Origin of the sequence: Bacillus sp. ISL-78, from assembly GCF_018613455.1 — a bacterium.
Taxonomy (GTDB): Bacteria; Bacillota; Bacilli; order Bacillales; family DSM-1321; genus Peribacillus; species Peribacillus frigoritolerans.
This window is the reverse complement of the sequence record NZ_JAGGQC010000008.1, coordinates 369,670-395,033: the sequence shown is the minus strand read 5'-3', so window position 1 is coordinate 395,033 and position 25,364 is coordinate 369,670. Positions and strand designations below refer to the sequence as shown.

Genomic DNA, 25,364 nt, shown 5'->3' with positions numbered 1-25,364 from the left:
CTCAAGAATCCGCCATTGGTAATCGAACTTCAAATATAGTGCGTATTAAATCACTTGCGGCAGATATTGTCCCATTGTGTTGCTCTACAATATTCTTCGCAATGAATAAACCGAGACCTGTACTATTTTCTTGATGAGTTCGTGCTTTGTCACCAGTATACAGCATATCAAAAATATGAGGCAGTTCATCTGGAGGAATGGCGTCCCCATAATTGATAACTTGAATAACCACTTCCTCTGAATCAATATAACCGTTGATATCCACATACTGCCCCTCATACCCATAGCGATTTGCATTAATCAGAAGATTTTCAAACACACGTGCCAATAACTCTCCATCACCCATAATAGATAAAGGGGAAGTAATATTCATTCTTGCCATCAAATCGTTTTTCTCGAAGACAGGATACAATTCCTCTTTCAATTGAACAAGGAGCTCACTTAAATCGATTTGTTTCTTTTCAACTGGTAACATCCCATAATTCATCCTAGTTATTTCGAATAATTCATCAATTAACCTTTCCAAGCGTTGAGATTTGGTAAAGGCAATCGTTAAATAATGCCTGATCTGTTTTTCAGTCAAATTACCATCCTTAAGGATTAAATCCAAATAACCTAACACGGAAGTAAGAGGTGTGCGCAAATCATGAGCCAAATTAACTACTAACTGCTCTTTACTACTTTCCGAAAAGTCACCCCTTTCTATGGCTTGTTCCAATTTTTCACTTGCCAAATTAATGCCTTGTGCAATATCACTAAATTCATCATTTGACAATATTTGAACTCGATGCTTAAAGTCACCCTGAGCGAGATAATGAATTCCTTTTGAAATCTCATTGAAATAGGCAGAATAGGGTTTTGTAAGTAAAAAGAAAAAGAATATCGAAAGCGTGATAAATAAAAGCAAAAAGACGTTTAGGTCCCCAATATTTTGGATGATTTTGCGAAAGTAAGCTAGTGTATCTCCATGATTAACATTCGTATAATAATACAATTGGAGTACTTTAAAGAGGAAATATGTTATGACGCTAGACAACAACATGCTTAAACCTAACAATATGATCATTTTTGAACGAAACCCTCGTAGAATATTACCCATTGAATTTATAACCTACCCCCCATACAGTTTTTATCAATTTGTTTTTTCGTTTATCCTCTTCAAGTTTTTTCCGCAAAGTACGAATATGAACCATAACGGTATTCCCACCTTCATAGTATGCATCCCCCCATACCTTCTGAAAAATATCTTCTGCATTATAGACTTTATTGGGATTGCTGGCTAATAAATATAAAATTTTAAACTCTTTCGGTGTTAACTCAATATTCTTACCATATAGAGTAACTGTACGTTGTTCAGGAGAAATCGTTAATCCTCCAAATTCCAGGTTTGGATTCTGTTTATAATTAGGTTGATTCAATTTCATAAAGCGCCGCAGCTGTGCATTTACCCGAGCTACCAATTCAATGGGTATAAATGGTTTCGTCATATAATCGTCTGCTCCAATCACGAGACCCTGCACTTTATCAAAATCAGACGTTTTAGCGCTCAAAAAAATAATGGGCATATTATGTTTTTCGCGAATGCGACGGGTAACTTCATATCCATCCATTTTCGGCATCATAATATCCAAAATCAGTAAATCAATTGGTTGAGTCTGGATAACATCAATGGTTTCTTGTCCATCCGATACCTTAATGACACGATACCCTTCTTTCTCTAAATGGATAGCAACCAAATCAGCAATCTCAACAACATCATCAGCTATTAAAATTTTTATATTTTCCATGTATTCCACCCCTACAAAAAGTTATCATTAATCGTCTAAATGTGTTAAGAAGTTGTATCATAAAAAAATCAGCTGTTTTTGAAGAGTTCAATTATCACTTGTTTATTCCACAAGCTTCCCGATTATTGAATATAAGTCTTTGTAGTTCGTAACGCAATACCTCAAGTTTAGTATCCGCCTACCTATTCAGAAAAAAAGGCTGCGAATACTTAATAATAGAGGGTGTATCATTTTCACGAAAGGTCCCAAAACGGGGTGATCCATCATTAACGTATTTATTAAAAAACGTAACATCACGCATTAAGGTAAAAATGTTACAGCTCTAATATCCAAGATTAAAGTGAATGTAAGATTCTAACCCTCCTTCTCCTTTCCTTCAAATATTACTTATACAGCTTTACCTATCTTTAGCATTTGCATAGATGGTACTACTCGGGGCACCTGTCATTTTCACAATATCATTAACACTGATTTTATTTTCTTCTCGATTACCAAAGTGATCTAATGCACGTTCTAAGTTTTTCCTTGGTTGACCTTGTCTTCCCATATGTTTCCCTTGTCTTTCTGCTGTTCTTTCGTTCATAAATTCACACAATTTCTTCTAGCATTGTGAACATTAGTTTCCTTGATGGAGTTGAGAAATCTATTTGCTCTTTTAAGAAAACAAGACCAATGCCTCTTTCCTCTAATTGGCTAGCATTGTTATGTAGGTCTTTGACTGAGGAGCAAGTCTATCTATTTTAGTTACAATTAGCTTATCTCCTTCTCGCAAATACTCTAATGCTCCATGAAGAGCTATTCGATTTGATTTTGCTCCAGATTGTTTTTCTTAAGTATTTTATACAGCCATTTCCCTGAAGTGATTCAATTTGATTTTCAAGTGTTTGTCCAACTGTTGAAACTACCCAATTAAAGCCTTTTAAAGCACCTCTGTCTAAAAGACTAATATGTTTTATTCATTTAAATCATATACTAACTTTAAGACACTTTACATAAACATTTAGATTAACATTAATAGTAAAATCAACATAAAAGTTATTATACTTTTAGACAGTTGTATAAAATTTAATTGCATTTTCTATTGACTAAACGTTCATTCAATAATAAAATGAATCTGAAAATTCAGTAATAAAAAAGGAGAGGTTGCATTGGATTTACATTTCGAGGTAAATGGCAAGGGTCTTCCTGTTGTTCTTATTCATGGTGGTGGAGTTGATTTGAGGCAATGGACATTCTTAGCATCTCTTTTAACTGAAAATTACCAAGTGATCGCTTTTGATGGCCGTGGTGCCGGTAAATCACCATCCCCCGTAAAACATGCAAACTATGTTGACGATGTATTGGCACTAATGGATTACCTGGAACTTAATCAGGCAACGATTATAGGTCATTCCATGGGCGGGCAGATTGCAACTGATTTCGCCCTTAATCACCCAGAAAGGGTATCGAAACTTGTATTAATTGCTCCTTCTTTAACTGGTTTTCCCTATTCAAAGGATTTTGAACAATATCATAACAAGATATTGGAAAGTGCACCCAATATAGATAAGATGTTAGAGCTTGCCCTTCATTCACCAACATATCAAGTTGTTATCGATAGTCCGCACAAAGATCTCACTGTCCAAATGCTCAGGCATCATTTCGGGCGCATGCTTAAGTGGCCCGCTGATTTCTGCATGATATGGCCACAGCCTCCAGCAATGGATCGATTAGAAGAATTGAACCCCGAAACTTTATTTTTTATCGGCAAAAAGGACTTGGCAGATAATTTCCGGGTTGCCGATTGTTTCCGAAAGGTTCCAAACATCCGTTTCATCGAAATAGAGGATGCCGATCATATGCTGCCCCTCACCCATTCTGAAGTTTTATATCAAGAATTCACTGCTTTTATGGAGGATTGAAGATAAAATGCCACGTACACCCGAAGAGAATGACCGTATTCGCCAAGCATCCAAAGAAAAAATTCGCACTGCAGCCATGGAGTTATTTATGAAACAAGGCTATTACGCTACTTCCATAAGCGATATAGCCAAGCAGGCGGGCATTTCGAAAGGGTTACTCTATAACTATTATAAAGGGAAAGAAGAACTTCTTTCTGAAATGGTCGAGGCCAGAATCAGGGAAGTGGTGGAAGTCATGGAAGAAGCGTTCGCCTTAAATACACCTCGTGAACAGCTTGAATATATAATCAATGGTGCCATTGATAATATCCACCAAAAGCCAGAAGTCCATCGGTTCTATCTACACCTTCAAACTCAGCCAGAGTCAGATGAAGAGTTGATAAAATACAGTCAACTCATAATTGAAGAAAATGCTAGACAATTTGAGTTTCAATGTAAAATATTTGAAAATATGGGTGAAATGGATCCTAGGAAACGATCGTTATATTTTTCATCTGTCCTACAAGGAATTATGTTGATGATATCCACCTATCATCAGGAATTTCCGATAGAAGAAATAAAGAACCAGATCATAAGGGAGTTTTGTAACTAGTCTAGACATATCTTGAATGAAGATTTAAAAAGGAGCTTCCTCAGCTAAAATGGAGAAAAAAAAAGATCGTCATTGACGTTCTCTTTTATGAGAAGAACTATTTATTAATACATTATCTCGAACATCATCAAGCCGTCAGAACCTACTTCATCGGTATTCGTTCCATGCGTAAAACGATTGAAGAAGTTGAAACCAATATGGCTTACCGTTGGTTCTTAGGCAATGGTTTCCATGATAAAGTACCTCATACTCCACGTTCGGGAAAAATTATGAGCGACGTTTTAAAGATAGGTATATTAAATGAAAGTCAGTTTAATTAAAATAACTGGATCAATACTTGGGCGTCCTACATTTGAATACATATCTTCACCAAGTCATAAATGAAATGAAAGTAAAGTCAATGGCAGCCTCCATTTTCGAACCAAATGATTCGGTGGCACCAGTTGATATAAAGTAATCATTTCAAGTTGATCTCGCTGAATAGGATCATGTTTAGAAAGCATCCTCATCACCTCAGGTTTTAATACTTCTATTTTAAAACAAAAATGACTCTAGTTAAAAATGTTCTATCTAAAAGGTAAAACAAAGTTGATTGGAACGGTAGGTACGAGACTCCTGCTTAGAAAAGCGCGTCTAGGGGAAACCCCACAGGCGAAAGCCGAGAAGGCTCCCCGACCGACCGCGGATAGCGAGTGCCCTAAGTTCCAATCAACGTCCAAATTGTACAAGCCATAAAAATAGACAAACTCGTATTTTCATTGAGTTTGTCTACAGTCTGAAATCTCTTCAGTAACCTAACTGAAGAGATTTTTTTTGACCCGCTTGAACTAAAACGATAAATGAAGACGTTAATCTCTGACCATCTATTCTATTAACAGAATACCGTCGGCTATCGGGCGTTCACCTGCTGCATCAGATGGTCTTGTGACTCGGTCATCCCCAACTGTCATGGTCGTCGATCCGCCGCCATCAAGATTGATGGCATCGACTGCCCCTAATGACTTCATGACTTTCGCACTTTCTTCAAAATTAGCTCCCACGCTCCATCCGGGTGCGCGTCCATCTATGGTGACAAATAATAGATTGCCATTCTCTTTGATTCCTGCAAGCGTTCTAGGATTACGACGTTCCCCAAAACGATAATAAAATCCTGGATCTTCTTCCCAGTGAAAGCCTTCCTCTACGGCATTAATGGAAATTTCTCCGTTTTCCAATAATCGAGGACCTCCATTAAGCATACTTGTGGTTTGGTCTAATTTTAATAGCTTTCCATCCCCGATGATTTTACTTTTCACTTGAATCTTCATTCCTAGCCGAGCATGGTCTCGAAGCCACTCTGCCGCCTCCCCCGTTCCCGCAAGAACAAAACCACCGCTCGGAATGGCTCCCCCACGCTTGTTACGAATTTCCGCCACTACCCCGGCATGATTTACTACCACTTCCATACCGACGCCCGATTCAGTCTTTCCCCCAAATACGGACGTATATTGGATAAGTTCGCTTTCATCCTTACAAGTGTAATCATGTTTTGCCCGTTCTGTTGTCGTATCTCCTCCAACACCGCCACAATTGCGGATCAATCCTGGCTTCCGATTTAATCCATCCACTTCCCTAACTGCCCCATCAGTTGAAGTAGCCTGAATTGACGTGGACACGGATGCAATGTTTGCCTTCTCTTCAACAGAAGATAAAATCAGAGCTGAACGGCCATTTATAGCTTCACTGACAAGTTGACCTTTGCTTGCGAATATACCGGCAAGATCGCCTGGTGTTCCATCCTTCTCTCCCATAACAAAGTATCCAGCATTAACTCCTGCAATGGCATCATTTCTATCTGCGATTTGGGTCAATGTTTCTTTTCCTGCCACTGCACCATTAGCTAATTCAGGCACCACATGCCCATGAAATCGATCCTGATCCACTTCAAGGACGTTCACTACCCATGGTCCTGTTGTTTTCTCTCCGTCTTCACCCGTATACACAGTCCGAAGTCCCGAATATCCCTTTTCAGATAACTTGTTTTTCAATTCGGCTGCATCTGCTTCCAGCTGATATTGACCGATGCGAACAATGTACCCAAGCGGTCCCTTTTTCCGGTCATCCACGGCCCGATCCGTTTCTTTTATGATATGAGCATTTTTGAAACCATCTTTCTTTAAGTTTTCCAACAATTTCTTTGCCTGCTTTTGTGTTTCTACAAATGCCACATCCACTGTGTAAAAATCTTTAGAAGATGTTTCACCACGATTGATTTTGGTATACTTCACTCCTGGTGCTAGATTCATGGAAGTTCTTTCCTCGTGCAAATTTGGCGTTCCAAGCGGAAGCAAATGATTTTTCATTTGCACCTGTGACGGAACATTCAATTTTGCTTGAACTGGAGTTTCGGGAATGGCATTTACAAACATCACAGATGCCAGACTAATAGAGGCGATAGGCAAAATGGGCTTTTTCCATATTTTTTTCATTTTTCTCCTCCAATAAAGTTATGTCCTCCTTTAACTTTATTGTCTAAATATGATGGAAAATTAAAAAAACCATTATATTTCAGTCAATTTTAAGTGAACAAAATTGAGCATAAATACTCGGTAAATATTACAATTCTTATTTGTGGATGGATAAATTTTGAGTATTTTGTCTTTGTTTACAGTTAATCAAAAGTTTTGCTGGATAATCGTGAATATTATAAGATATGTGTGGGGTTATCTCCTAGGAGGCGAAATTTATGGAGACAGTAAAAAAGAACTTGTTGTTAATACCAACCATTTTGTCGGTTATCAATGTTATCTGCCTTGCTTCATTCCTTATTGGACTTAGTGTTATGAACCACCCAATTTCAAGCATTTTAACTGATCTAGGCTTGTTATGCCCATTGATTGCAACTTCATCATTCTTCTATTTAGTGATTAAAGTCAAAAAGCATTCCGCATTAAAGTACTTTCATTTAGTTAATGCGGTTACATTTCTTGTCCCGATATGTATTTTTACGTTTCTTATACTTCGATTCCTAAACGACTGGGATATTTACTTTTAAAATGACTGCTATTCTAAAATATTTTTTCATTCATACAAAAAAAGCCCTCATAGGGCTTTTTTGCTAAGCTAATTTTAAGCAATATAGTTCTATTCCATTTCAAATATCATCCAAATAGTTTTGCAAAGGTATTTTCACCGGCGATGCCGTCTGCAGATAATCCATTGGCCCTTTGAAATGCCTTCACAGTTATTTCCGTTCCGCTTCCAAAGATACCATCCATACCATGTGGATTATGTCCTTCCAAATAAAGTGCAGCTTGAAGGATATAGGTGATATTTCCTTCCGCCCCTTCCCTAACATTAGGTGAAGCCGCTTTTGTTTGGGGGCCCCATATTCCATCAACCTTAATCTTTGCACCATATTGTTTATTCAATTCGGTTTGAAAACCCTTGATCAGCGCTTTTTTAGTATTGGGACCATAATATCCATCAACATCTATTTTTGTATTATATCTGCTATTTAATGTCTTCTGAATGGACTTGATAGTTTGGTTGCCGCTGTCCTTTACTGGTGTATCTTTTACAATGACTTCGGATTCAACTTGTGTAGCTGGTGGAGTGGTTCCATTCACTTTTGATATCAGTCTAGGCTTTGTTCCCGTATTTAACTGAGAATAAGTCAGTCCCCCCGTCATATCAAAGTGTGGATAATCTTTAAAGCTTGACCAATCCCCGCCCCATGCAAAGCCCAAGGATTTACCAATAGCCGCTACACGTCTCCATTTTGCATCAACTGTCCATATGGCATTCTTTCCATCATCGCTGACTATGAAATAATCAATGGCTAGTCCATAGTTATGGTAAGATTGACCTGGCATCGCGTTGGTCACTCTTGGCTTCGATAAATCACTATAGTTTTTACCATCGTATATATAACCTAGGCGACCTTGACCATATAGCTTTGCTTGCTCTTCCATAGACCGATAACCTGCGCTGATTTGCACGAAAATGCCTTCTTGGTATGCCCGTTTAACCATTTCCAAAGCTGATTCTTTTACGACTGGATGAATTCCGCTGCCCATATTCTTTTCTGAACGATCCAATAAAGTTTCTAATTTAACTGTCAATTCAATCACCTCCTAATATGTTATGGTGCTAATTAGGAAATGCTTGTACACCTACCTTGACGTTACAAAAAAAGCGCCCATTTTATGTGCAACTAGTATGCTTTCATCCTTCTTAAATAAAAAAAGCACACCCCTTAATGGAATTGTGCTTTTTTAAAATTATAGTGGCTTAGTTTGATTCTTTATCTTTTCCAATGACTTTTATCAATTCATCCAGCTTTTCATTTCTTTCTTGATCTAATCTTGCCTTTGCATTGATGAATTTTATGATCTTAATTATGAAATAAACACTTAAAACAATAAGTCCCAAATAAAACAAAATCGGTATGATTGCAAAAAGCCCTATTAAACTGCTGGCTTGGTCCATGAATGATTCCTCCTATTGTAAAATATAGTATTATTATACAAGAAAAACAAACAAGGCGTCCGATATCGATTATTATTCAAAATTATTTTGCTTAAAAAAACTGAAGCCAGCTATTAATTGTCCCAATTAGTCATCAGATAGGGTAAAACAAAATTCAAGGATTTGGGTCAGAAAATGGCAGAAATTTAAGTACCCATAATAATAGTCCCTATTTTTTCTATTAAACTATAACCATATATTTCTTAGCGATCTAATCAAAAAAACCTCGCAGTTCTTCAATACATGATTCCTTTTTATAATAAGACTATCCAAAGACTAATTATCAAGGAACGTTATCGCCATTTCCGGGTATAATAGGTTCGTGTATACGTAAGACCAAGAGTTTCCAAAAGTCTTGAAACTCCGCCAAGTGTATAGTTCTCTCCTCATTCCTGTTCAAGTTCAAGCAATTTTAAGAATATCCTGAGGAAGTTTTGGGTATTTCTCTGATTCAGTTCTTAAGTGTAATTCTTTAATTCGAATAAGGTTAGTGTTAACATATAGTAAGTATATCTTTTTAGAAGGAGCCAATCATGAATTCCAATATTTTATTGCGTAATAATGTAAAGATAAGAGGAAGAGGTACACGACCAATGATATTTGCACCAGGTTTTGGTTGTGATCAAAATGTCTGGCAATCAATTGCAAAAGATTTCGAAGATGAATACCATATTATTCTATTTGACTATGTTGGGTCAGGTAATTCAGATATACAGGCATATAATGTGGAAAGATACAGTACTCTTGATGGGTATGCACAAGACGTACTTGATGTTTGTTCCGCATTAGACCTAAAAGATGCTATATTTGTTGGACACTCTGTTGGATGTGTGATTGGGATGCTGGCATCCATTAAACATCCTGAATATTTTTCTAAACTTGTCCTGGTTGGTCCTTCCCCTTGCTACCTGAATCTCCCTACTGATTATTACGGGGGATTCGAGAAAGAACAACTTTTAGGATTGCTTGATATGATGGACAAAAATTACATAGGCTGGGCATCCGCTTTTGCGGGAACGGTCATGAGTAATCCAGATCGCCCAGAGCTTAAACGGGATTTAGAGAATCGTTTTTGTTCTACTGATCCCATTATCGCACGACAATTTGCGGAGGTTACCTTTTTTGCAGACAACCGTAAAGACTTAGCAAAAGTAAAAGTACCATCACTCATTTTGCAATGTTCCAAAGATGTTATTGCTCCGTCAGCAGTAGGTGAATATATTCATAAGCATCTTCCCGATAGTACATTGAAAATGATGAAAGCAACAGGACACTGTCCTCATATGAGTCATCCTGAAGAGACGATATTCTTAATGAGACAGTTTTTGGATGAACTTCCGACAAACGATTTATAGATATAGATGGGTGTGAATTTTTGTGAATGAACAACTAAATGAGGCACCCTGCGGATATTTAACTTTATCAGAAGAAGATGATATTTTATCCGTTAATCAAACCTTACTTAAATTATTGGGGTATAATCTCGATCAATTGCAAGGGCAGCCTATTAATTTTATCCTTCCGGCTTCAGCTATACTCTTTCATCAGCTTTATCTCGTTCCTCTGATAAAGTTAGAAAATCAGATTGAGGAAATATATATATCCTTAAAGTCTGTAGATGATGAAGAAATACCTGTGTTACTCAACGCTGTTCAAAGAGAGCGAGATGGACGAACCATTATTGAGTGTGTGGTGATTCCAATGCGAAAAAGAAACGAATTAGAAAATGAGCTTCTTATGGCGAAAAAAGAGGCAGAGACCGCACTAAATGCTAGGAATAAGGCTTATGCTGAATTAGAGATTGCTCATGAAACGATGAAAATGCAAAAGAATAAGCTGATTGAACTGAACGAAAAAAATGAAAAATACAAAGTGGATACAGAAAGAGAACTCGGTCTTGCCAAAAAAATACAAGAGACACTATTACCAGTTCCTATTATAAATGAACATCTTGAAATCCAAGCGTATTATAAAGGCTCCAATCAATTATCGGGTGATATATATGGTTTTTACCAAATTGATGCCCAACGGTATGGCCTTATCCTACTTGATGTGATGGGGCACGGACTTTCTTCTGCCCTAATAACCATGTCACTACATTCCATATTTGAAAGATTAATTTTAAAAGGTACAGAAGTGAAAACGGTGATGAAGGAATTAGATGACCATCTTCATTCTTTATTCAAAAACACAAGTAAATCTTCTCATTACTGCACTGCCGTCTACCTTTTAATCGATACTGATAAGAGAGAAATTAATTATATCAATGCAGGCCATCCATCCGTTCTTTTACAGGATATAAACGGAAAACAATATGAGTTGCGTTCTAATCGGCCACCACTCGGGATGTTTGAAGATATAATTTTTAAAACAAATACCCTTACATACAATAAGGAAAGTATGCTGTGCCTTTATACAGATGGAGTTGAAGAACCTTTAGGTTCAGACCGTTTATGCTCATTGTTAAAGACCTATTCCGCTGCCCCTTTATCTACACTTAAGGAAGAAGTTATACAATCGCTTAGATATGAAGAGGACACTCTCCAACGTAAAGATGACCAATGTCTTATTTTAGTTAAACTAAAATAAGACACCGGGGCTGTTCTAACTGCTACATAATTAATCCAAGTTACTGTTCAATTTCTTGGGAGTTCGTATAGTGGAAACTATGATCGAAACGCCCTTCTATTTAGGGATTAACTTTAGTTCAATGAACTTTAATTTTCTATCACCCATGCTTAAAAACACTCTGCCATAGTGGTTGAGTGTTTTTTCATCTTTATCTATCAGCACAATTCCACTAATATATACCACGCATGTCCAAATAAAAAGGCAGCCACTAGGCCTGCCTCTGTTGAACAACTCATGTCCAGTCATTCAGTTAGTGATTAATGAAAACGGCGCTTGTTTTTTTTGCATTTGCACTTACATTTACAACGCTTTCCAGGAAACCATACTGTACTTGGGTCATTGTTCTCAAAACATTTTTCTTCATAACAACAGTTTATCTCCATCCTAACACCCTCCTTACTATTGTATATGCATGGACTGTTGGAAGGTGTGGACAAGTTGCTAAAAGTTTAGACTGAATGCAAATCAATTCATCTTCCATGATTCTGGACAATCTCCAAAGTATGGAAGCAAACTAAAATCTCCCCAAGTTTTATGGCCAGGAATAAACGATCTTCGCATCATTATTTTCGTTCAAACATATATGATTTCTCAACGATTAAACCATAATATAGTTATGTAAACAAATATTCTTATAAATTTTAAAAAGATCCAATCTGAAGTCCTCAACATCAAGTATTTAACGACGTATGCAGAAAAATGATGACGCGAACCTAGCCATTTTATCCCTCTTCTTAGGATGCGGCATTCGGTTGAATGTGCTATCCACCTTTAACTACTAGACTTGGTTTACGAGAAAACACAATACTAGCAGGGGTGAAGGTTTAGTCACGGAGTTTAGCAATCTGGCGAAAGTTATTGACAATGATTATCATTCCTATTAATATGTTGATGTAGTAAATGAAAATGAATATCATTATTAATTAGTTTTAACCTATACTATATCAGTAAGGAGAAAATCAAAATGAAAAAGCTATTCATACCCTTTCTGCTCTTGTTCGTACTTAGTGCCTGTGGGAACAACGAGAAAGCGAACGAAAATAATGATTCCAAGACAAAATCAGAAACAATTACATATCAATCAGAAACTGGCCCTATTGAGATTCCTAAAAACCCAAAAAGAATAATTGCTCTCTCCAATGGACCTAATGTATTGGCTTTGGAAGGTAATATTGTTGGAATAGATCAATGGACTAATATGAATCCCCTTTTTCAAGATAGACTTAAGGGCGTGGAAGTCGTTTCAGAAGAAGACCTGGAGAAAATCATTGAACTGGAACCGGACCTCATCATAGCGGGATCCGAGATGAAAAATATCGGAAAGCTAAATGAAATTGCTCCGACTGTTGTATTCACTTGGGGAAAATTAGATTATTTATCACAGCAGATAGAAATCGGAAAACTTTTAAACAAAGAAAAGGAAGCAAAAGAATGGGTTAAAGATTTCGAAACGCGTGCAGAAACAGCAGGAAAAGCGATACGTGCAAAAATTGGTGAAGATGCAACCGTTTCTGTCATTGAAAATGATGCTAAAGAGTTTTATGTATTTGGAAATAATTATGCACGCGGAACAGAAATATTGTATCAAGCAATGGACTTGAAAATGCCTGAAAAAGTAAAAGAAAAGGCACTTAAATCCGGCATTTATGTCCTCTCATCTGAAGTGCTTCCTGAGTATACTGGAGATTATATTATCTTTAGTAAAAACCCGGATGTAGTTAATTCATTTGTGGTGACTGAAACGTGGAAAAATATACCCGCAGTTAAGAACGATCGTATATTTGAAATAAATAGTAAAGCATCCACCTACAGTGATCCAATCACTCTGGAACATCTTCTGGAATTTTTCGAAAAATCATTTCTTAACAAATAGTATGCAAAGAAGGAATTCTTTAAATGAGAATTCCTTCTTTAATGTAATGTGTTTTACACTTTAATTTCTTCTCAGGAAAACAAAAAGCACTAATTTTGCCTAAAAGGCAATCAAGTGTTAAATCTAACTGATAAAAGACCTTAACTTTACCGTTAAGGTCATACAGAAAAACAAGCTTTTCTTGTCCTCCATTATTCTTTTTTAAGGTATTCTTCTAAAATACTCTTATCATATTCAGATTCAGGTAATAGGCCTAAACGATTATATTCCCAAATAACCGTTCTTTCGTGATCATCTGCATCTGATAGATCTTCATAATCATAGTCAACCTTAAATTTACCGGTACTTTCTAAAGTAAAAGTTAAATTGGTCCATTGTTCTTGATTATTATCTTTAAATTCATCTGATAATTCTTTTAAAACCTTCATTAACCTCCGCCATGTATCTCTATACTCTATTCTACTAATACTATGTAATTCAGGGATATCGTGACTATATATGAGTTTATCATTAATATTAGACTGATAGAAAAAGAACGCGCCCTGTCCCCTCATTAACTTCTCCATACAAAATTACTTTACTCCATTCTTCTGGAATCATCTCATTTACAGTTTGAGCTATTTTCTGATAATATTCATTTAGTTTTGATTCATTCATTTTTTATACCCCCTGCTCTATTTTCAATTTTTCTTAACATTCCCAGGTTCACCTAAAAAGTATTGTTAAGTAAAAAAACCTTCTCCCTTAGGAAGAAGGTCTATTTTATGTTTTTAGAACAACGGTAAACTACCCCTTTTTATATAATTATAGTTTTCAATATTATGGTTTAATGAGTAGTTTTCCAATAAGTATTTTTTTACATTATTTAGACTTTCAATATTAAAATAACCAGATTCAATTGCATTTTCACCTAGTATTCTTAACGTTTCATCATCAATCACTTCAATCACAAAGTCTCTTTTTTCCTTTTTATATGCTTGATAAGTTGTATAAGAAACTGCATCTAAAACTGAATACCATGCATATTGTTTTTGTACATCCTTTTCTTTATTTGCAAACTCAGCTACATCTACATCTTCGCTATCTATGTAGTTACACAAATCATCCGCATCGATTTTTTCACCTTCAAGCCATTTCCAACAGAAATCTAGAGCTTCTCTACCAGTTTTATATCCGGGTTCGTCCATACTAATTATGTTATACATTTTTTCAGCTATTACCAATCCTATTGCAACCTTAGCCGCTGCGTTTAGATTATTGATAAAATCCATAATTATCATTCCCTACTTATTTTCTTATTTTAACCACATTTTTTCTGGCAACCCATTTATCACCTCAAAGGACAATGTATCCCTTGGATAAGGTAAATTTGGATTTATTTCAGTCGATACCTTAATTTTTAAATTAGGATACATATCAGTCATTTGCTTAAATATTCCCCTTTCATCATCTGGAACAGGATCAAACAAACCCTTTGTACATTTATTACAAATTCCGTTTGGATTAGACTGATGAATATATAGTGTTCCCTTCATATCTTCTGGTTTGAGTCGTGCTTTTTTAACAGCATCCTCAAATTCAGCTATTATACCTTCTTCTGCATGATCCATGAACTGGGCATGGCCTCTTATTGCTCTATTATAAGGAGCTTTAATTTCACGACCGGGATATAGTTCATCCAAACTTGGTAAACCTGCTTCTTTTCTAACTTTGGGTGAGCCACCCTCAAATATTTTACCTTCTAAACCTTTTACATCTGTTTTTCCAATAGCAATTGTTTGAGTTTCAGGAACACCTCTTTCCCTATGTTAATACCCGGTTTACTCAAAGTTCCATTTAAACCCTTACCACCATCCACTCTTCACCGCAAACTTCTGCACGATATCCTTAATCGTCGTTTTATCAAAAGTGACATGTTTATAGTTGTTTCCATACACCGTCGCTAATTCTTCGACCCTAATACGGAGAGGTACTTCCACCTTGCCGATTTCCCTGCCGAAGGCTTTTGAACCTTCTGAACCTGCTTTTGCGCAAATTCCTTGCTGTAAGGGACGAACTTTGTACCATTCGCTACTTTATCAGCGACCTTCGCCGCACCTGCCACACCGCCGATTCCAAGTGCCATCAATAGTCCGTTCTGGCGCTGTTCCTCGGTTAGCTGGTTGCCGAACATGTCTTTGTCGGTTGCCGCTTCCCCGTTACAGATAATAACAATTTAACACTTAGGGGTATTATAAAAATTATGTGCTCTTTTAATTTTTAACGCTAAAAAGCACTCGTTGCCTTTAGTAGACAATCAAGCGCTTTAAGTATTTTCTAAATAAATCATTAAGTTTCATGTTTTAATGTTGACAGTATGACATCTATGAGGGGGCCTATTTATTTAAATGTTATCCCGCTCTATTTTCGTTCTTATTACCTAATATTAAAATTACATCGACACAACTTGAAGGTACAACCTTAATGAGTCATGAATTCAAATTAGAGCGTATCTTCGAGTGTAAACAATTTAAAGGTTGTTATTTTTTAACGCCTCAAACCACTCATTAGCAATATGATGGGCCATTTTAATATCGTCATTAGCATATACTAAATCATACTTGTATTCAGCTTTGAAGTTCCCACTCTTAACATCATATATTAATTTCATCTCAGTGGGCATATCTCTTTCATATTCTTTGCACAATACTTTTATTTTTTCAGTATTTTCATTGATAATATCAAGTACCATAAACCCTCGTTCTGTAGACACATCGTATCTTTCTTCCCCATTTTCCAATGCATCATTCAATTTATGAGACTTTACATACTTATTGTTAATCAAATAAAAGAAACTGCTCGAAATAATTCCTTCTTCACATGAAGCATAAACATATACTTTATCAGCTCTATCTTCAACATATTCCATACATATGGATATCATATCTGCTTGCAATTCACTAAACTTATCTTCAAATTCTCTCATACTACTTTTTCACTCCTTTGATTAATTTTTATATTGCTTCAAATTAACATCAGATAATTGCGAAACCAAATTATCAATTTTAGGTGAGCCTCCAAACCTATCACCTGCCAAATGCCCTGCATGGTCCTGACCTTTTACTTTACCAGGTGTGTTTTTTCTGTGTGACAATCTATCTGTTCTCGTTGTTAATTGTAGTAAATTTTCTGTTTCAAATTTTACAATCCTATCTACATTATCTGTTTCATAAAAGTAATCATACTCTCCAGTTTTATACCTAATATCAGGCTTTAACCTATTTTTTCTACCATTTGTAAACTGTTGCCCTTTGTCGATAAATGTTTTGACTTCACTTACTCCTGAATTATCTTTACGCGTACCCTTAGGCGCGCTCTCCCCTGAAACACCCTCTACTTTTCTATCCTTCACCGTGAATTTCTGATAGGCTTCCTTAATTGTCTGTTTTTCCATTACAATTTGGGGCAGGATTGGTCCTCCTGCGAGTGAAACTTGTTCCACACTTATTCGTTTAAGTATTTCTTTTCTAGTTCGTCACCTATATTTTTTAACGTGGTTTTTCCAGATCTCGCTATGTCTGTTATTGTAGCTTGAACCTTATGAACCTGCTTTTTCGCAAATTCCTTGCTGTAAGGGATGAACTTTGTACCACTTGCTACTTTATCGGCGACCTTCGCCGCACCTGCCACACCGCCGATTCCGAGTGCCATCAACAGGCCGTTCTGGCGCTGTTCCTCGGTTAGCTGGTTGCTGAACATGTCTTTGTCGGTTGCCGCTTCACCGAGGCCGTTGGCAGCGAGGAGCCCGTATATCCCGTATTCGGTTTTCTGGAGGAGGCTAAAGCCTTTTGTCGTTTTATAGGCATCGAGCGCGTGGTCCGCTGCGTTAAGTCCTTTGGCCGCTTTGTATAGGGCGCTTCCGCCTTTGATGGCCCGGCCGGCCCAGCTGACGACGGGGATGAATCCAGCGGCGGCCATGGCGCCGGCGGCGATTCGTTCGGCGGCGATTCGTTCGGCATCGGACAGCTTGCGGCCCGTTACTGGATCGACTCCGGTTGAGGCCCTGATAGAATCATAATATCCCGTGAATTCCCCTGTAAAGGTTTTTGTCGTATCCCAGGCTTTTTCATACCATGGGCGGTTTTCTAGGCTTAGCTTTATATTTTTTCTATTAATCTTAGGAAAAAAAGTATTAGACATCGACATTCAGAAATTAATTAAGGCAGAGTAGCCTTACGGCATAGTAAAAAAGGTATATTGTACATACGATTTAACTTTAAGTACGGCTTTATATCTTCTTAAAATGCTGTGTAGGTCTAACAATAGGTCAATCTCAATACTATAAAAAAGAATTCGGCTCTCCCTTCAAATAATAAAACCTTAGAGATTTTTGATATCTCTAAGGTTTTATTATTTATTCCTGTGTTAGGGTTGTAATATAACAATTATCTATTAAAACTCTTTTAAAAAAGTCCATAACCTCTTGAGTTACAACTAACTCACCTTTTGGTGATAAACAGAAGTGATGTCCTGACCAATTTTTGAAGTTCTCTCCTTCTACTTCAACTCTACCAAGCGGAATAAATCTGCTGAATTTAGGTAATTCCTTATTTGGATACATTTCTTTAAATTCATCAGATGTAGTAATTAAACACTTTTCTAATTTGTAATCTTTAAATTCACTATTTTTTAATTCTGTTTCAAGTTTACTTGACACAATAAAGGCTGGTGTTGACTCTAACAGGTCATCTCCTAGCCATCCTTCAAACTCATAATGTAAATATTTTACCTTTCCTGAAATACCTTCATTTGCAATATCTTCTTCTGTTCCATAAATGGTATGTTCACCATGACCACCTGATACTTCTGGTTCTAAAAAATATAATTTCATTAGTAACATCCTTCCTATCACATTCTCACCTTTTCACTGGCGGATTAAAATTTTCACCATATTTTTGATCTAACTCAATCATATAGCCTATTACTTCCTCTTTTGTGGGATTAGGGTTATTTCTATAAAATCTATTCCAATCTATTCTTATTTTTGATAAATGTATATCACTGTTTACTTCTTTTGGTATACCTCTCAGGTTTTCTAGAGCATGTATTTCCTCAAGTGAAAATAAATTCGGGTGCCTTTTTAAAATTTGTTGCTCTATAGCATGATGAACTACTACACTACCTTTAAGGTCTGGGTATTCATCAAAGAATGTCTTTTTATAGTCCTTAATATTTTTGCCTTTTTCTATACCCTTAGGAACATTCTCCCTTGAAACACCCTCTACTTTTCTATCCTTCACCGTAAATTTCTGATAGGCTTCCTTAATTGTCTGTTATTGTAGCTTGAACCTTCTGAACCGCTTTTGCGCAAATTCCTTGCTGTAAGGGACGAACTTTGTACCACTTTAGACCTGACGGACTTTTATCTGAGGTACCCATAGGGCTTAAATAGGGTACCTGTTTTTAAAGTTGTTTTTATGTACGATAAATTTTTGTCAAACATTATTTATAACTAATAAGTGTTATCTCTACTCTCTTAGTACCAAACTATTTATTCGGCACTAGGTAGCTCCCAAAAAAAGAAACCTTGAAATGCATTTAGCCAATCAAGGGGTTTCATTCTATATAATGTATTACTTTAGATATTCAGCTTCCCATTTATCTTGTTTTTCTACTGGGCTAAGTTCTGAAATATCCTCATATCCATAATTTATTTTCATTTTTCCTGTGTTATCTAAAATGAAAGTTAGGTTTGTCCATAGTTCCTGTTCTTGCTTCTTAAATTCTTCACGCAATCTTGAAAAATAATTATACAAATCATCATCAAGCCCATCAAACTCTTCCTCATCAACATTAAATAAATCTGTTATATCCAGACTATATACTGGTTCCCCTCCAGTTTCAGGGTAATAATAGAAAAAAACTTTTTTATAACCTTCTCTAAATTCAGCGTATAAAAAGATTTGTTTCCAATCCTCTGGAATTATATTAATTAATGTATTCGCAATTTGTTGATATGTCTGCTCCATTATTTTGGTTTCCATCTACTTACCTCCTAAATAATTAGTTAATCTATCTGAATATTTTTTACCATCTATTACATAGTTGATTTTAAACTCACTTGGTCTAGCTGATTGTGCCTCATATATGGGTTTTACTTTAATGGTTACTTCTTTACCCTCTACTAAAGCCTTCTTCCATGTATTCTCTAGAGTCTTATATTCACTCCTATTTAAAGTAGCATTCATGGGTACTAAGTTATCTATTTCACCAGAACCTTTAAAGATACTTGCAATTAAATGTCCACCATCATCGTTTGATAGTCTATCGTCTCCTCCAACCTTTCTTTGGGCATAAGGATTTCGTTTTGCTTTACCCAATTCTAATTTAGCTTCAGCAATCGCAATACGTCCGTTATCATCAGTGGTATATTTATATCCTTCTTTTGTTGTATACTCTACATTGGGTTTTATGGTCTTCTTACGATTTACTTTCGTGTATTGTTCACCATATCTAACGTTATCTATATCCTTAGGAACACTCTCCCCTGAAACACCCTCTACTTTTTTATCCTTCACCGTGAATTTCTGATAGGCTTCCTTAATTGTCTGCTTTTCCATTACAATTTGGGGAAGGTTTGGTCCTCCTGCGAGGGAAACTTGTTCCAAAATTATTTGTTTAGGAATTTCTTTTTTGCCTAGTTCTTCACCTATATTTTTTAATGTGGTTTTTCCAGATCTCGCTATGTCTGTTATTGTAGCTTGAACCTTCTGAACCTGTTTTTGCGCAAATTCCTTGCTGTAAGGGATGAAATTTGTACCACTCGCTAATTTTTTCCTATGCCACCTTGCCTGAAGTAATTCTATATGATTTTAAGTCCTCACGGCCTATTATCTGAGAACCGATAGATGATACATATTCTATTTCAACAATGAAAAGACCTTAACTTTTGTGTTAAGGCCATAAAAGAACAAGCTTTACTTATCCTCCATTATTCTTTCTTGAGGTATTCTTCTAAAATCCTCTTATCATATTCAGATTCGGGTAAAAGGCCTAAACGAGTATATTCCCAAATAACCCTTCTTTCGTGATCATCTGCATTGGATAAATCCTCATAATCATAGTCAACCTTAAATTTACCGGTACTTTCTAAAGTAAAAGTTAAATTGGTCCATTGTTCTTGATTATTATTTTTAAATTCATCTGATAATAATTTTAATTCATCTAATAATTGATACCATAATTTATCATATTCTTCTTCGTTTAAACTATATATTTCAGGTATATCATGACTATAAATAGGCAATTCACTATTAGGATTATAATAAAAAAAGAAAGCCGTACCGGTACCGTCAGCAATTTCACCGTACATTAATACCTTTGACCATTCCTCTGGTATAGTTTCATTAATAGTTTGAGCTATTTGTTGATAAATACTATTAAGTTTAATTTCATTCATACTTACCTACCTCCTGATCTATTTTCAAAAATCCTTCTCTCCCAACGACTATTATCAATCTTATAATTTATTCTAAAACTAGCGGGCCGCTTCGAGTCTCCTTTATAAACTGGAGTGATTTTCACTTCAACTGTTTTAGGAGGATTACTGTCTAAAGCTTTAGCCCATGATATTTCTAGTTTTTTCCATTCCCCCATGTTCAGGTTTGCATTCATTGGGACAAGGTTATCTAGTTGACCAGACCCTTTAAAAATGCTTGCAATTAAATGACCCCCTTGATCATCTGGCAATCGATCATCTCTTCCAGCAATTCGCTGTGCATAATTGTTTCTTTTTCCATTGCCTAAATCAAGAGAACCTTCGACACTTGTTATCCGACCCTTTTCGTCCGTTTTATATACATGACCACCAGGGGATGTATATTCAATATTCGGTTTTAAAACTTTCTTCATTCGCTCTCTTGTATAGTGCTTTCCATACGCCACTTTTGTAATTTCATTGGATCCTTTTGCTAGCACTACTTTGCCTGTAACCTTCCTACCTTCACTCTTCACTGCAAACTTCTGTACTATATCCTTAATAGTCGTTTTATCAAAAGTGACATGCTTGTAGTTGTTTCCATACGCCGTGGCTAACTCTTCGACCCTGATACGAAGAGGTACTTCCACATTACCGATTTGCCGGCCGAATGCTTTTGCCTTCTGAACCTGATTTTGCGCAAATTCCTTGCTGTAAGGGATGAACTTTGTACCACTCGCTACTTTATCAGCGACCTTCGCCGCACCTGCCATACCGCCGATGCCAACTGCCATCAACAGGCCGTTCTGGCGCTGTTCCTCGGTTAGCTGGTTGCCGAACATGTCTTTGCCAGTGGCCGCTTCACCGAGGCCGTTGACTGCGAGGAGTCCGTATATCCCGTATTCGGTTTTCTGGAGGAGGCTAAAGCCTTTAGTCGTTTTATAGGCATCGAGCGCGTGGTCCGCTGCGTTGAGTCCTTTGGCCGTTTTATATAGGGCGCTGCCGCCTTTGATGGCCCGGCCGGCCCAGCCGACGACGGGGATGAATCCAGCGGCTGCCATGGCGCCGGCGGCGATTCGTTCGGCATCGGACAGCTTGCGCCCCGTTACTGGATCGACTCCGGTTGAGGCCCTGATAGAATCATAATATCCTGTGAATTCCCCTGTAAAGGTTTTTGTCGTATCCCAGGCTTTTTCGTACCATGGACGGTTTTCAAGTTCTTCCATCTCCTGTTCGATTTTCCGGGCTTCGGCTTGCTGCTTTTTGAAGGTTTGATAGTCTTTCATCTGACCGGCGACTTCATCCTTCACTTGATAGACGTCACTATTCTTGAATGCCGATTGATCGAACGTCATCGGCGAAACGTGCCCGTCCTGTTTGGTGGCATCAAGCAAGGCACGGAAAAGGCCAACGGCCACGTTTTCCTGCCCGACGGACAAATCATATTCCTCGACCAATTGCCGGTCGACATTCTCGACCTTTGTCACGGTGTCATCCAGCCTGTGCCCGGCCAGCGTGATTTTTTCATTAAAGTCCTTTTGATCGAACATATCAAGAGGCAGGATATCGTCAATGCTGTTCAGGATTCTTTGGAGATCATTCGCTTGTTCATCGACAAGCGATTTCGCTTGGTTGATGCCGTTCGACACTTCGCCGTCTAAAAAGGGAACCTCGACCACCGTATTTCCCGAGAGGTCCGCCTCTTCCAGACTGGCCGGTATGCCTTCCAAAAAACTGATCTGGGTCGTGAATAGTTCCATCCAGGCGTCCGCCACCTCGATTTGCGCTTCATAGAAGCTTTTGATGGCGGTAGCACCGGCTCCCTGAAACTCGTTATCAAGGCCGACAATGCCCTGAAATTCCTTTTTCAGGGCTGCGACTTCCTTCTTAAGGTCTTCATATTGCTTGGCACGCGACTTAGTTGCGGCCGTCAATGTATCGGCTTCAAATATTTTCATCTCACAGGATACCCAGGTGAAGACGTATGGGCGATGGCTTCATCCTGTTCTTTTAATAAGTTAATGTTGGCACGGGTATCTTCCACATTTTTCTGGACGATTTTGATATATTGCTCGAAGACCTTCTCCAGGTTCGTTTCGCGATCGATCCATTTCGAAGTGAATTCCAATTTATTGTTGCCAAGCTCGCCTGCCGGCAAACTTCCAAGCGTGACTGTACCAAGTGCCGTCTTCACTTGATCGACTTGTTTCGTTACGGCAGGATGATTCAGTTTGATTGTCGTCATTAAAACAACCGCCTTTTTAAATCGGATATTTTACTTTCCAGCTGCTCAAACGCCTCTTCGCCTTTGTTCAAAAGGGAGTCGGCTTCTTGGGCTATATTCCCCGCTATGCTCAGAAGCGTATTCTCTGCATTCAGCTTTGTAATCATCGCTTCGATTTTCCATTGGTAATCATCATAATCGTCATGAATGATACTAAACATCACATTATAAGCATCATGACGTGCATCCTGAAAGTGATCCGAACGGTTCCCTGTCCAGCTGGCACCAAGCTCAGGCTCTTTTATTTTCCTAATCTCGTTAAGACACATGCTCTGTTCTTTTATAATATCGTTTTTTGCATTTTCTAATCGTTCAATTTTCACATTTAAATCAGCTTTTTTACTGGAGATAGCAGAGTGTATATTACTCAAAATATCTGCATATACCATGAAACTCACCTCAGAAACAGTATTATCCTACACTAACTGTCATATTTTTCTTATTTAACATTATAAGGATTAAAGTCCGAGAGTTAAATAGGGAGAAATATGCTATTTTGTCAGTTGAAAGAGAAGTTTGGCATATAAAAGTTCCTACATACCATATTCTTTATACCCGGCATTTTACCAATTTTAAACAAGTAAACCCCTTGAATTCTCTATAAAAATTTTCAACACTTCATTCAAACTGTCCTTGACTATATCTATGCAGCAAGTCATCCCGAACAAATTCCCTGCAAGAGGAAGATAAATGTGACCGCTCGGGATGTATCAAATCGCCAAAAGGCAAATCACCGACAAATTTAACTTCACCTTCAAAATCCTGTCCGGATTCAGCATCAAAACCGATGACCTTCACAAAGCATGTTTTGTGTCCGGTTTTCATAAAATCAATTACCGTTAACACATGATTATGTACATCATTCATTCTTTTTCCTCCAACCATGAAAGCATTAAGTAAAGATAAGATCACACTAATATTTTTTACTAACCTTATAAATAAAGAAACCGATCAAAACAATCATGGCTAAGATCGCTAAAGGCATTATAATATTGGAAATCAGGTACACCTACTTTCAATGAAATCTCTTATTTTTTATTTTTCTATGTATTTTGTTGATCTGCTTCACCATTTATTAACTATAACCTGTTTAACTGACGATGCATGTCTGACTTCTCATTATTTACTTATGCTTTTTATGATTTCCCATTACTTCCACCGAAGGTCAATCTGGCAGCCTCGAGGACCTTCCCTCTTCTATATAGATTTATAACCTGCTATAATCTAAGGATTGGAGGTGTGAGAAATGAAAGAAATCATCCAGATATTAGCTGAGATCGTCAATAATCTTCACGATTTCATCCTATTATTTGTAAGTGACACATTAAATTCAAATGCAACCGACAAAGATTTGCATTTTTGGATAATGGGAATCATCGGTATCATCATATTTTTGTTCGTGTTATTTTTATCTAATTTAATTGCCCGGATGCGTTTTGGTATAACGATACTCTCTTTCCTTTATACCTTTACAGTCATGGTTGTTTTAGTATTTGCCATTGAGATACAGCAAGCCCTTACCAGCAGAGGAAATATGGAGTTTCAAGATGCGGCGATAGGCCTATGGGGGTTCATCGTATTTTTCATGGTTTTTGCTGTACTATCATCCCTATTCCTATTGGTGAAGAATTTTTTCAAGCAAGCAAAATAAAGGTAACGATAGGTCACCTTGCTTAAAACATTCCTAATGCCTTTCAATAACTGAAAATCGGATTTTGTATTGGCGGGAATGATAAATTCTCTGTAGCATCAGCTTAAATCGAAAGCAAGGTTACAGAGAAGCAAATATGATTCGGGGAATTACTTCGATTCATTTTCATTGAATAAATCAATGCTGAACAGATTAAAAGAATCGTCGTCATTAATGCGTTCCTGATCATTTCCTGTTATATCGGGACTATTTTCCCTGCGGCGGCGATTTACTTCCCTTAATTCCGCTTCCAGAAATTCCGCTTGTTCGTGGGAAAGCTTGATCGTGATTTCATTATTTTGATCATCTGCAGCTTTCAAGAGGACATAGCTATCCGCAGCATTACGTAAAGTCACATTGCTTACTGTTAAGTTCATGTTCGCTAGTTCATATCTTGCCTTCATAATGTAAAAAGAACCTCCATCGGAAAATACCGGATAAAATAAAGTATATTAAATATACTCTACTTCAAGATATTTAAATATACAAATTCTTTGTTTGGAAAGGCCTTGAAACCTAAAAAGATTTCCGACAATAAATGAAAAATTGGTGTGCCGCATCATTAAAGCTTCGTTCTTGAATAAGGGTACAGAAGGGGTTCTTCCCTTGAAACTCCAGAAGTTCTGGAACCAATTTAGCAA

The 25,364-nt window shown here is 37.1% G+C and carries 28 protein-coding genes and 4 pseudogenes; 8 read left to right on the top strand and 24 right to left on the bottom strand.

Features of this window, described 5'->3' with window-relative positions; translation table 11 throughout:
- Position 1: 1 nt before the first annotated feature.
- From J7I96_RS11715 to J7I96_RS28790, 3 genes and pseudogenes are all read right to left on the bottom strand, one after another.
- Entirely contained in the window at positions 2-1,099 is a 1,098-nt protein-coding gene (locus tag J7I96_RS11715) for a sensor histidine kinase (protein WP_214922840.1), read from the bottom strand.
- Complete coding sequence (vanR, locus tag J7I96_RS11710) at positions 1,092-1,787, bottom strand: vancomycin resistance response regulator transcription factor, VanR-F/VanR-M family (RefSeq protein WP_214768126.1); 696 nt, start codon at positions 1,785-1,787, stop codon at positions 1,092-1,094. The genes J7I96_RS11715 and vanR overlap by 8 nt, the downstream gene beginning before the upstream one ends.
- 397 nt (positions 1,788-2,184) lie before the next feature.
- Positions 2,185-2,734: pseudogene (locus J7I96_RS28790) on the bottom strand (recombinase family protein).
- A 201-nt stretch (positions 2,735-2,935) separates the two neighbouring features.
- On the opposite strand from J7I96_RS28790, the gene J7I96_RS11700 reads away from it, so the two are divergent.
- The 3 genes and pseudogenes from J7I96_RS11700 to J7I96_RS11690 all read left to right on the top strand — a co-directional run.
- Positions 2,936-3,688, top strand: coding sequence for an alpha/beta fold hydrolase (locus J7I96_RS11700; protein ID WP_214768125.1), 753 nt, complete (start codon positions 2,936-2,938; stop codon positions 3,686-3,688).
- Positions 3,689-3,695: 7 nt separating this feature from the next.
- The gene (locus J7I96_RS11695; protein WP_214768124.1) at positions 3,696-4,280 is read left to right on the top strand and encodes a TetR/AcrR family transcriptional regulator; all 585 of its coding nucleotides are present in this window, start codon (positions 3,696-3,698) and stop codon (positions 4,278-4,280) included.
- Positions 4,281-4,423: 143 nt separating this feature from the next.
- Positions 4,424-4,569, top strand: a pseudogene (locus tag J7I96_RS11690) (transposase); the annotation flags it as partial.
- Positions 4,570-4,579: 10 nt separating this feature from the next.
- Here J7I96_RS11690 and J7I96_RS28785 read toward each other — a convergent pair.
- Both J7I96_RS28785 and J7I96_RS11685 read right to left on the bottom strand, forming a co-directional pair.
- Positions 4,580-4,783: pseudogene (locus tag J7I96_RS28785) on the bottom strand (transposase); the annotation flags it as partial.
- 360 nt (positions 4,784-5,143) lie between these two features.
- Positions 5,144-6,748: a phosphodiester glycosidase family protein gene (locus J7I96_RS11685; protein ID WP_214768123.1), complete on the bottom strand. Its 1,605-nt coding sequence runs from the start codon at positions 6,746-6,748 to the stop codon at positions 5,144-5,146.
- Positions 6,749-7,005: 257 nt separating this feature from the next.
- Between J7I96_RS11685 and J7I96_RS11680 the strand changes: the two genes are divergently transcribed.
- Positions 7,006-7,314 (top strand): hypothetical protein, encoded by a 309-nt coding sequence (locus tag J7I96_RS11680; protein WP_214768122.1) that lies wholly within the window; start codon positions 7,006-7,008, stop codon positions 7,312-7,314.
- A 106-nt stretch (positions 7,315-7,420) separates the two neighbouring features.
- Here the strand turns inward: J7I96_RS11680 and J7I96_RS11675 are convergent, their stop codons facing one another.
- Together J7I96_RS11675 and J7I96_RS11670 are read right to left on the bottom strand one after the other, a co-directional pair.
- The gene (locus J7I96_RS11675) at positions 7,421-8,383 is read right to left on the bottom strand and encodes a peptidoglycan-binding protein (RefSeq protein WP_214768121.1); all 963 of its coding nucleotides are present in this window, start codon (positions 8,381-8,383) and stop codon (positions 7,421-7,423) included.
- Positions 8,384-8,552: 169 nt separating this feature from the next.
- The gene (locus tag J7I96_RS11670) at positions 8,553-8,750 is read right to left on the bottom strand and encodes a hypothetical protein (protein WP_214768120.1); all 198 of its coding nucleotides are present in this window, start codon (positions 8,748-8,750) and stop codon (positions 8,553-8,555) included.
- 572 nt (positions 8,751-9,322) lie between these two features.
- Here J7I96_RS11670 and J7I96_RS11665 point away from each other — a divergent pair.
- The 3 genes from J7I96_RS11665 to J7I96_RS11655 all read left to right on the top strand — a co-directional run bounded on the left by J7I96_RS11665 (position 9,323) and on the right by J7I96_RS11655 (position 13,293).
- Positions 9,323-10,144 carry an alpha/beta fold hydrolase gene (locus J7I96_RS11665; RefSeq protein WP_214768119.1) on the top strand — a complete coding sequence of 274 codons (822 nt, stop codon included), beginning with the start codon at positions 9,323-9,325 and terminating at the stop codon, positions 10,142-10,144.
- A gap of 22 nt (positions 10,145-10,166) precedes the next feature.
- The gene (locus tag J7I96_RS11660; protein WP_214768118.1) at positions 10,167-11,378 is read left to right on the top strand and encodes a SpoIIE family protein phosphatase; all 1,212 of its coding nucleotides are present in this window, start codon (positions 10,167-10,169) and stop codon (positions 11,376-11,378) included.
- A 1,006-nt stretch (positions 11,379-12,384) separates the two neighbouring features.
- Positions 12,385-13,293: an iron-hydroxamate ABC transporter substrate-binding protein gene (locus tag J7I96_RS11655; protein ID WP_214922841.1), complete on the top strand. Its 909-nt coding sequence runs from the start codon at positions 12,385-12,387 to the stop codon at positions 13,291-13,293.
- A gap of 191 nt (positions 13,294-13,484) precedes the next feature.
- Here the strand turns inward: J7I96_RS11655 and J7I96_RS11650 are convergent.
- The 16 genes and pseudogenes from J7I96_RS11650 to J7I96_RS11575 all read right to left on the bottom strand — a co-directional run bounded on the left by J7I96_RS11650 (position 13,485) and on the right by J7I96_RS11575 (position 23,900).
- Positions 13,485-13,893: pseudogene (locus J7I96_RS11650) on the bottom strand (immunity protein YezG family protein).
- 170 nt (positions 13,894-14,063) lie between these two features.
- On the bottom strand, positions 14,064-14,564 hold the full coding sequence (locus J7I96_RS11645; RefSeq protein WP_214768116.1) for an Imm6 family immunity protein: 501 nt from the start codon (positions 14,562-14,564) through the stop codon (positions 14,064-14,066).
- Positions 14,565-14,588: 24 nt separating this feature from the next.
- Positions 14,589-14,975 (bottom strand): hypothetical protein, encoded by a 387-nt coding sequence (locus tag J7I96_RS11640; RefSeq protein ID WP_214768414.1) that lies wholly within the window; start codon positions 14,973-14,975, stop codon positions 14,589-14,591.
- A 260-nt stretch (positions 14,976-15,235) separates the two neighbouring features.
- Positions 15,236-15,466 carry a hypothetical protein gene (locus tag J7I96_RS11635; protein WP_214768115.1) on the bottom strand — a complete coding sequence of 77 codons (231 nt, stop codon included), beginning with the start codon at positions 15,464-15,466 and terminating at the stop codon, positions 15,236-15,238.
- Positions 15,467-15,802: 336 nt separating this feature from the next.
- Positions 15,803-16,258, bottom strand: coding sequence for an immunity protein YezG family protein (locus J7I96_RS11630; protein WP_214768114.1), 456 nt, complete (start codon positions 16,256-16,258; stop codon positions 15,803-15,805).
- A gap of 21 nt (positions 16,259-16,279) precedes the next feature.
- Positions 16,280-16,774, bottom strand: coding sequence for a DNA/RNA non-specific endonuclease (locus J7I96_RS11625; RefSeq protein ID WP_311315169.1), 495 nt, complete (start codon positions 16,772-16,774; stop codon positions 16,280-16,282).
- A gap of 2 nt (positions 16,775-16,776) precedes the next feature.
- A complete protein-coding gene (locus tag J7I96_RS11620) occupies positions 16,777-17,472 on the bottom strand; it encodes a pre-toxin TG domain-containing protein (RefSeq protein ID WP_214768113.1) in 696 nt (231 codons plus the stop codon).
- 214 nt (positions 17,473-17,686) lie between these two features.
- Positions 17,687-18,163: a hypothetical protein gene (locus J7I96_RS11615; protein WP_214768112.1), complete on the bottom strand. Its 477-nt coding sequence runs from the start codon at positions 18,161-18,163 to the stop codon at positions 17,687-17,689.
- 25 nt (positions 18,164-18,188) lie between these two features.
- Positions 18,189-18,572, bottom strand: coding sequence for a hypothetical protein (locus tag J7I96_RS11610; RefSeq protein ID WP_214768111.1), 384 nt, complete (start codon positions 18,570-18,572; stop codon positions 18,189-18,191).
- A 333-nt stretch (positions 18,573-18,905) separates the two neighbouring features.
- Positions 18,906-19,316: an immunity protein YezG family protein gene (locus J7I96_RS11605; RefSeq protein ID WP_214768110.1), complete on the bottom strand. Its 411-nt coding sequence runs from the start codon at positions 19,314-19,316 to the stop codon at positions 18,906-18,908.
- A complete protein-coding gene (locus J7I96_RS11600) occupies positions 19,317-19,850 on the bottom strand; it encodes a DNA/RNA non-specific endonuclease (protein WP_311315170.1) in 534 nt (177 codons plus the stop codon). It lies immediately after the preceding gene.
- A 413-nt stretch (positions 19,851-20,263) separates the two neighbouring features.
- A complete protein-coding gene (locus J7I96_RS11595) occupies positions 20,264-20,731 on the bottom strand; it encodes an antitoxin YezG family protein (protein ID WP_054395988.1) in 468 nt (155 codons plus the stop codon).
- Between the two features lie 2 nt (positions 20,732-20,733).
- Entirely contained in the window at positions 20,734-22,707 is a 1,974-nt protein-coding gene (locus J7I96_RS11590; RefSeq protein WP_214768109.1) for a DNA/RNA non-specific endonuclease, read from the bottom strand.
- Positions 22,704-22,994, bottom strand: a complete 291-nt coding sequence (locus tag J7I96_RS11585; RefSeq protein ID WP_214768108.1) for a YwqI/YxiC family protein — start codon at positions 22,992-22,994, stop codon at positions 22,704-22,706. The genes J7I96_RS11590 and J7I96_RS11585 overlap by 4 nt, the downstream gene beginning before the upstream one ends.
- A complete protein-coding gene (locus J7I96_RS11580) occupies positions 22,994-23,422 on the bottom strand; it encodes a YwqH-like family protein (protein WP_214768107.1) in 429 nt (142 codons plus the stop codon). Before J7I96_RS11580 ends, J7I96_RS11585 begins: the two co-directional genes overlap by 1 nt.
- Positions 23,423-23,651: 229 nt before the next feature.
- On the bottom strand, positions 23,652-23,900 hold the full coding sequence (locus J7I96_RS11575; RefSeq protein WP_034312191.1) for a hypothetical protein: 249 nt from the start codon (positions 23,898-23,900) through the stop codon (positions 23,652-23,654).
- A 379-nt stretch (positions 23,901-24,279) separates the two neighbouring features.
- On the opposite strand from J7I96_RS11575, the gene J7I96_RS11570 reads away from it, so the two are divergent.
- The gene (locus J7I96_RS11570) at positions 24,280-24,684 is read left to right on the top strand and encodes a hypothetical protein (RefSeq protein WP_214768106.1); all 405 of its coding nucleotides are present in this window, start codon (positions 24,280-24,282) and stop codon (positions 24,682-24,684) included.
- 149 nt (positions 24,685-24,833) lie between these two features.
- On the opposite strand, the gene J7I96_RS11565 is transcribed toward J7I96_RS11570, so the two are convergent.
- Positions 24,834-25,127: a hypothetical protein gene (locus J7I96_RS11565; protein ID WP_063593415.1), complete on the bottom strand. Its 294-nt coding sequence runs from the start codon at positions 25,125-25,127 to the stop codon at positions 24,834-24,836.
- Between the last annotated feature and the right edge of the window lie 237 nt (positions 25,128-25,364).